5 protein-coding genes are annotated in these 6754 nt (G+C 66.5%); 2 read left to right on the top strand and 3 right to left on the bottom strand.

Annotated elements, in window-relative coordinates:
• The 3 genes from fusA to HMPREF9440_RS00710 all read right to left on the bottom strand — a co-directional run.
• Positions 1-2045 (bottom strand): elongation factor G (fusA, locus tag HMPREF9440_RS00720; RefSeq protein WP_040763145.1); only part of this gene is annotated, 2045 nt, incomplete at its 3' end.
• A 209-nt stretch (positions 2046-2254) separates the two neighbouring features.
• The gene (locus HMPREF9440_RS00715; RefSeq protein WP_008540507.1) at positions 2255-3652 is read right to left on the bottom strand and encodes a HAMP domain-containing sensor histidine kinase; all 1398 of its coding nucleotides are present in this window, start codon (positions 3650-3652) and stop codon (positions 2255-2257) included.
• Between the two features lie 16 nt (positions 3653-3668).
• Positions 3669-4376, bottom strand: a complete 708-nt coding sequence (locus tag HMPREF9440_RS00710) for a response regulator transcription factor (protein WP_008540506.1) — start codon at positions 4374-4376, stop codon at positions 3669-3671.
• A 223-nt stretch (positions 4377-4599) separates the two neighbouring features.
• On the opposite strand from HMPREF9440_RS00710, the gene HMPREF9440_RS00705 reads away from it, so the two are divergent.
• Together HMPREF9440_RS00705 and HMPREF9440_RS11755 are read left to right on the top strand one after the other, a co-directional pair.
• Positions 4600-6063 (top strand): efflux transporter outer membrane subunit, encoded by a 1464-nt coding sequence (locus HMPREF9440_RS00705; RefSeq protein ID WP_008540505.1) that lies wholly within the window; start codon positions 4600-4602, stop codon positions 6061-6063.
• A 6-nt stretch (positions 6064-6069) separates the two neighbouring features.
• A partial coding sequence (locus tag HMPREF9440_RS11755) for an efflux RND transporter periplasmic adaptor subunit (RefSeq protein ID WP_008540504.1) occupies positions 6070-6754 on the top strand: 685 nt, incomplete at its 3' end.

Below are 6754 nucleotides of genomic sequence, written 5' to 3'. Positions count from 1 at the left end.
TCCTCTTCTTCCTTGCGTTGGTACTTGGAGGCGAGCTCGGCCTGCTTCTGCGCGGGAAGCGGCTGGTAGCTGTCCAATTCCATCCCCCAGGAGCCCGTCCCCTGGGTGAGCGCATGCAGACGCGTGGCGTAGCCGTCGAGTTCCGCCAACGGCACCGTACCCGTGATCGAGATGATGCCGCCCGGGAGCGATTCCGTGCCGGAAACCTGACCGCGGCGGGACGCGAAGTCGCCGGCGATGTCGCCCATGTACTGTTCGGGCGCGTTGATTTCAACGCGGACGATCGGTTCGAGGATCTGCGGCTTCGCGTTGGCGAGCGCGTCGAGGAAGGCCTTGCGGCCGGCGGAGACGAAGGCGACTTCCTTCGAGTCGACCGGGTGGCTCTTGCCGTCGTAGACGATCACGCGCACGTCCTGAATCGGGTAGCCCGCGACGTAGCCCGAGTCGAGCACTTCGCGCACGCCCTTTTCGACGGCCGGGATGAGGTTGTACGGAATGACGCCGCCCTTGACCTGATCGACGAACTCGAAGCCCTGGCCGCGCGGGAGGGGTTCGACCCTGAGGTAGACCTCGCCGAACTGGCCGGCGCCGCCCGTCTGCTTCTTGTGGCGGGCGTGGCCTTCGGCGTTCGCCGAAATCGTTTCGCGGTACGGGATCGACGGCGTGCTCGTTTCGACTTCAAGCTTGAAGTTGACCTTCATGCGCTCGAGGATCGAACGGACGTGCATGTCGGTGAGGCCGCGGATCACGGTTTCGTTCAGAACCGGGTCGTGCTCGACCGTCATCGTCGGATCTTCGCCCTGCATCTTCGCGAGCACTTCGCTCATGCGGCCTTCGTCGCCGCGGCGGGCGGGCTTCACCGCAAGACCGTACATGGGCTTCGGGAAGTCGATCGGACGCATGCGGATGCCGCTCACGTTCGGGTCGCTGTGGATGACGGAGCCGTAGTTCAATTCATCGATCTTCGCGAGGGCGCCGATGTCGCCCGGGCAGAGACGGTCGGTCTCGGCGGTGTTCTTCCCCTGAAGCAGGAGCGGATGCGCCGCCTTGATGGGCTTCTTGCCGTCGTCGACGTAGAGCGTGCTGTCCTTCGTGATCGTGCCCTGGTGGACGCGGAAGACGCCGATCTTGCCGATGTACGGGTCGTTGACGATCTTGAAGACCTGGGCGACCACCGGAAGGTCGCGTTCGGGCTTCGTCACGTAGGGTTCGCCTTCGGCGGTGACGAAGAGCGCGTCGTTCGCCTCGGCCGGGCTCGGCAGATGGCGGATGATCACCTTCATGAAGTCGCGGATGCCAATCAGGTTCTTGGCCGAGGTGAAGCACACCGGAATGATGTGGCCTTCGCGCAGCGCCTTCGTGATGAGCGGGTGGAGGATGCGCGGGTCGACGCTCCCTTCTTCGAGGTAGCGTTCGAGCGCTTCGTCGTCCTCTTCCACGATGCGTTCGATGAAGGCGCGGTGAACGTCTTCGACGCTCATGATGTCGGATTCGCCTTCTTCGCGTTCGAAGCAGTCGATGACGTGCGTGTGGTTCTTCGTGGGGAGATTGATCGGGAGAACGCCCGGGCCCCAGATTTCGCGCATCTGTTCGAGGAGCCCCTCAAGGTCGGCGTTGGGATCGTCGAACTTGTTGACGACGATCATGCGGCAGAGACGGCGATCGGCGGCGACCTGCATCATGCGGCGCGTGAGGAGTTCGACGCCCTTGGTCGCATCGACGACGGCGGCGACGGACTTGACGGCGTCGAGCGCCGAGAGGTCCTGGCCGAGATAGTCCGAATACCCCGGGGTGTCGAGCACGTGAATGCGCACCGGCGTCAGGTTCGGCATCGCGGTGTCGACGTGCGCGACGGCGAGGCGGATCGAATGGCCGACCTGCTTTTCGAGCGGGTCGTTGTCGCACATCGTGTTGCCGCGTTCGACGGCGCCCAATTCCGGGATCATGCCGGAACGGTAGAGCATGGCCTCGATGAGCGAGGTTTTGCCGCAGGAACCATGCCCTACCAGAGCTAGGGTACGGAGATTTTCAGGCTCGTAAATCATGGTGAGTTCCCCTTTTTGGTCGAATTCGGGATAGGTTCGACCATTCTGCTCCCCGGGACTCCGCGCCTGCGGAGGGGATCTCCCTCGACTTGACGCGGGTTGAAGAGTTGTGCGCGGGGACTCGCTTTTGCGGCCGAAAAGCGCGAAAATTGAAAAGTTGCCCGCGATTCCTCGCGGGCAACGTCGTTTCGGGGTCGGGATGCCGGCGCTCAGCGCGCCGTGGGGAGCGTCGTGCGCACGATGAGCCCCGAGCGGTCGGTGCGGTTTTCCGCCCGGACGCTCCCGCCGTGGAGCTTGATGATGCGCCGCGCGATCGCGAGGCCCAGGCCGAACCCGGTGCCGGTCGCTTCGCGCGTGCCGCGCACGAAGGGGCTGAAGACCTGCTCCAATTCTTCCGCCGGGATGCCGGGCCCCTGGTCGACGCAGAGGATCTCGAAGGTGCCGGGGGCCGCGGGCTCCGCACGAAGTTCGATCGAGCCGCCCTCGGGCGTGTAGCGGATGGCGTTCCGCAGGAAATTGTCGAAGGCGCGCGGGAGCGACGAGAGGTCCGCCTTGAGGAAGACGTTCTCCAGCGACGGGTCGATCGTGAGCGTCACGCCGATGCTGCGCTTCTGCGCTTCGTATTCGGCCGTCTCGCGGATGTCGTCCAGAAGGGCCCGCAGTTCGATGCGCTCCAGGGGAAGTTCTTCCCCCGCGTCGAGACGCGCGTACGTGAGCAGCCCGTCGATCAGTTGGTCGACGGCGCCCACTTCCTTTTCGATGCGGTCGAGGCTCGCGGGCACGCGGGCCGGGTCGCGCCGAGCGAGTTCCAGCGCCACCTCGATGCGGGCGAGCGGACTCCTCACCTCATGGCTCACGTCGTGAAAGAGCCGTCGCTGACGGTTGACCAACTGCTCGATGCGCTCGGCCATCCGGTCGAAGACCTCCGCGAGCGAGGCGATTTCGCGGTCCGTCGTCCCGATGTCGCCCGAGACGCGGGTGGAGAGTTCGCCCTGGGCGAAGCGCTGCATGGCGCGGTCGAGCCGCCGGAGCGGCCGCGTGTAGTAGAGGGCCAGGACGTACGCGACGAGCAGCGTGATGATGAGCCCCGCCGCGACGGCGACGTCCGCCGGGTAGCGCGGGTTGAAGGGCACGGGGTCGATGCGCACGAGCCTCGGGTCCGTGCGCGTGGCGAAGACGATGTAGGGGTGGCCATCGATCTCGATTTCCGTGATCGAGCGGTTCCGCATGCGGCCGTGCATCCCCATCGCCTGCGGGGGAAGACGCCCCTGACGGAGGTCGGCGAGCATCTCGATGGCGGGCTCGGGAACCTTGCGCCCCGAGAGTTCCACCCCGTTGCGGCCCAGCACGTAGACGATCGGGTCGCTGTTGACGGGGCTTCGGAGCCACCGCTCCAGCTGCTCGCGCCCGCCGTAGCGGTGGACGATGAGCGCGCTCTCCACGGCCTTCTGGGCGCTGCGGCGCCAGTCGATCGTGCCCACGCCTTCCTCGCGCGACTGCACGACCCAGGAGTAGATCCAGACGAAGACGCCCGTGGCGATGATCACGGCGAGAAGACCCGCGAAGATCCGCCAGAAGAAGCTGTTGATCGGGAAACGCCAGCGCATGGCCGTCGACGGGGGATCAGGCGGGCTCTTCGGGGCGGTGGACGAGCTGGTAGCCCACCCCGCGGATGCTCTCGATCAGAACGGTCTTGCCGAGGACGGCGGCGATCTTGTGGCGCACGGCCGAGACGTGCACGTCGATCGCGCGGTCGTAGGGACCCATCTGGCGGCCGAGAACCTTGGCGTAGATTTCGTCCTTCGGAACGGGCTTGCCCGCTTGGCGCGCAAGGAGCTCAAGGAGCGAAAACTCGGTGCTCGTCAATTCGATGGGCTTGCCCAACCCCATCGCCGTGCGCGAGGAGGGTTTCACGACGAGGTCGCCCACCGTGATGGGCGCGACGCTCGATTCGGACTGCGCCGTGCGGCGCAGGATCGCGTTGATGCGCGCGAGCAGCTCGCGCGGCGGGCAGGGCTTCGGTACGTAGTCGTCGGCGCCCAATTCCAACCCCACGATGCGGTCGATCGGGTCGCCCTTGGCGGTGAGCATCAGGACGGGGAGCTGGCCCTTGGCGCGGATTTCCTTCAAAACCTCCACGCCGCTCATCCCCGGCATCATCACGTCGAGAACGACGAGGTCGAACGTCTCGTCTTCGAGACGCTTCAGGCCGTCGGGTCCGTTGTTGGCGGACGTGGCGGAGAAACCTTCCATGTTGAGGTAGTCGGTCAGAAGGTCGGTGAGTGCGCCGTCATCGTCGATGATGAGGATGCGTTTGGGAGCGGTGTGCATGAGGCGTCCGTGCCCGGTTTTTCGGGCTTGAAAATCCTTGGGAATCGGATGTCATTTTATCATTCGACGCCTTGAAATCCCTAGAATGTCGGGCCGCTAAACTTTTTTAACAGAGGCTGAGCCGAATTAACGCGGGCCCCGCAAAGCGCGGTGCACAATGACCTTGAAACGATCCGGGCCGCCCCCTCGCGCGGGCGCCCTCACGAACCCCCGAACACCGAAGATGATCAAGACAACATTCCGGCCCATCGGCCTCGCCGTCATGGCGGCTTCGCTCGCGATGCTCGCGGGCTGCGCCGTCGTCGCGCCGGACACGGCGCGGCTCGCCGCCGACGTGACGCCCGCTTCGTGGTCGACCGACGCGCTCCCCGCCGGGGAAAGCGAAGTCTTCCGCGACTTCTGGACGCGCTGGCAGGATCCGACGCTCTCGCGCCTCGTCGAGCGCGCCCGCGCCGCCAACACCGACGTGCTCTCGGCCGTCGCGAATCTGCGTGCGGCGCGCGCGAGCGTCATGAACGCGAACAGCATCCTCTGGCCCACCGCCGCGTTGGGCGGCTCCGGGAACCGTCAGCGCTCGGGCGGGCACACCACGACCGACTACGGTGCGGACCTCTCGGGCGCGTGGACGTTGAACCTCGCCGGGAGCGAATACCAGCAGCGTGACGCGGCCGAAGCGGAAGCCCTGGCGAGCGGTCTCACGCTGGAGAGCACCCGCGAGCTCGTCGCCGCGCAGACCGCGCAGGCCTACGTCAACCTGCGCGCGGCCTTGGCGCAGCGCCAGGTCGTGATGCAGAGCATCCAGAACTACGCCGAGACCGCCCGCGTCGCCGAATGGCAGTACCAGGCCGGGACCGGCACGGCTTCTGAAGCCGAAGACGCCCGCACGCAGTGGGCGAACGCCCGCGCCCGCGTCCCCGAAATCGAACGCTCGATTCAGGAGTACCGGAACGCGATCGCGCGGCTCACCGCGATGCCCGTCGACGAACTGAATCTCGGCGAAGAAGCCGCGATTCCCGTCCCGCCCGAGGGCGCCGCGGTCTCGATCCCGGCCGAGACGATCATGCGCCGCGCGGACGTGGGTTCGGCGCTGGCGACCCTGGAAGCGAAGGTGCTTCGATTGAAGAGCGCCAAGAGCGACTTCTTCCCCACCCTGAAGCTCACCGGGAACATCGGGACGGCCGCAGGGACGATCGGGGCGCTCGGTGCCTCCGGCACGGGCGTCGCCGGTTTGGCGGCGGCGCTCTCGCTTCCCGTCCTCAACTGGGGGAGCCTGATGGCCGCGGAAGAAACCGCCGCCGCGGAACTCGACCGCGCGCGCTCGGACTACGTGGCGACGCTTTTGACCGCGCTCGAAGAGACCGACAACGCGTTGGCGGGGATTTCGAGCGCCGAACGCCGTTCGGGCGACCTCGAAGTGGCGCTTCGCCACGCGCGCACCGCCGCGCTGCTGGCCCGACTTGAATACGAATCCGGCATCGGCGACTACACGATGCTGCTCTCCACGGAACGCTCGCGGTTGTCCGCCGAGGAGTCGCTCCTTTCGAACCAGGCGGAGCGCGCCAATCAGTACGTCGTGCTCTACCGCGCGCTGGGCGGCGCCTGGGCCTTCGATGCGGTCCCCGAAGGGACCGCGGCGACCGTCGCCCTGGAGGCGCCCGAAGGGGCTGAAGAGACTGAACAGAGGTAATCCGTCATGACCGAACAGAAGAACGAACAGAAGAAGAGCGCCCGCGTGCTCTTGGATGACGGGAACCGCCGTCCCTGGTATGTCCGCACCCTGATCTGGGGCTGCGCCGTCGCCCTCGTGGGCGGAGGCGTCTACGCGTGGATGTCGACGCGCCCGGACCCCAATGCCGTGAGCTACGTGACGCAGGTGGTGGAGCGCGGTCCGATTTCGGTGACGGTCTCGGCCGACGGGACCTTGAACCCGATGCGCACCGTGACCTTGGGGTCGGAGCTCTCCGGGATCGTCCGCAAGGTGAACGTCGACGTGAACGACGAGGTGAAGACCGGGCAGACGCTGATCGAGCTCGACACGCGCAACTTGGAGGCGAAGGTCTCGAGCGCGAAGGCCGCGCTGACGAGCGCCAAGGCGCAGCTCAAGGAATCCGAAGCGACGTTGAACGAAGCGAAGCTCCGCTACGACCGTCTGAAGGAGCTGAACCGCATCTCGGAAGGCCGCATGCCGACCCGCGCCGAACTCGACCAGCAGGAAGCGTCCGTCGAAACGGCGCGCGCCTCGGTGGAAGTTTCCCGCGCGTCGATCGCCGATGCGGAAGCGACGCTCGACACGGCGGAAACGGACCTCGGGAAGGCGATGATCGCCTCGCCCATCGACGGCGTGGTGCTCGCGCGCTCGGTCGAGCCCGGCTACGCCG

The sequence above is a fragment of the Sutterella parvirubra YIT 11816 genome (genome assembly GCF_000250875.1).
Classification (GTDB): Bacteria; Pseudomonadota; Gammaproteobacteria; order Burkholderiales; family Burkholderiaceae_F; genus Sutterella; species Sutterella parvirubra.
Note: the sequence above shows the minus strand (reverse complement) of the source record. Positions and strands in the feature narration are given on the sequence as shown.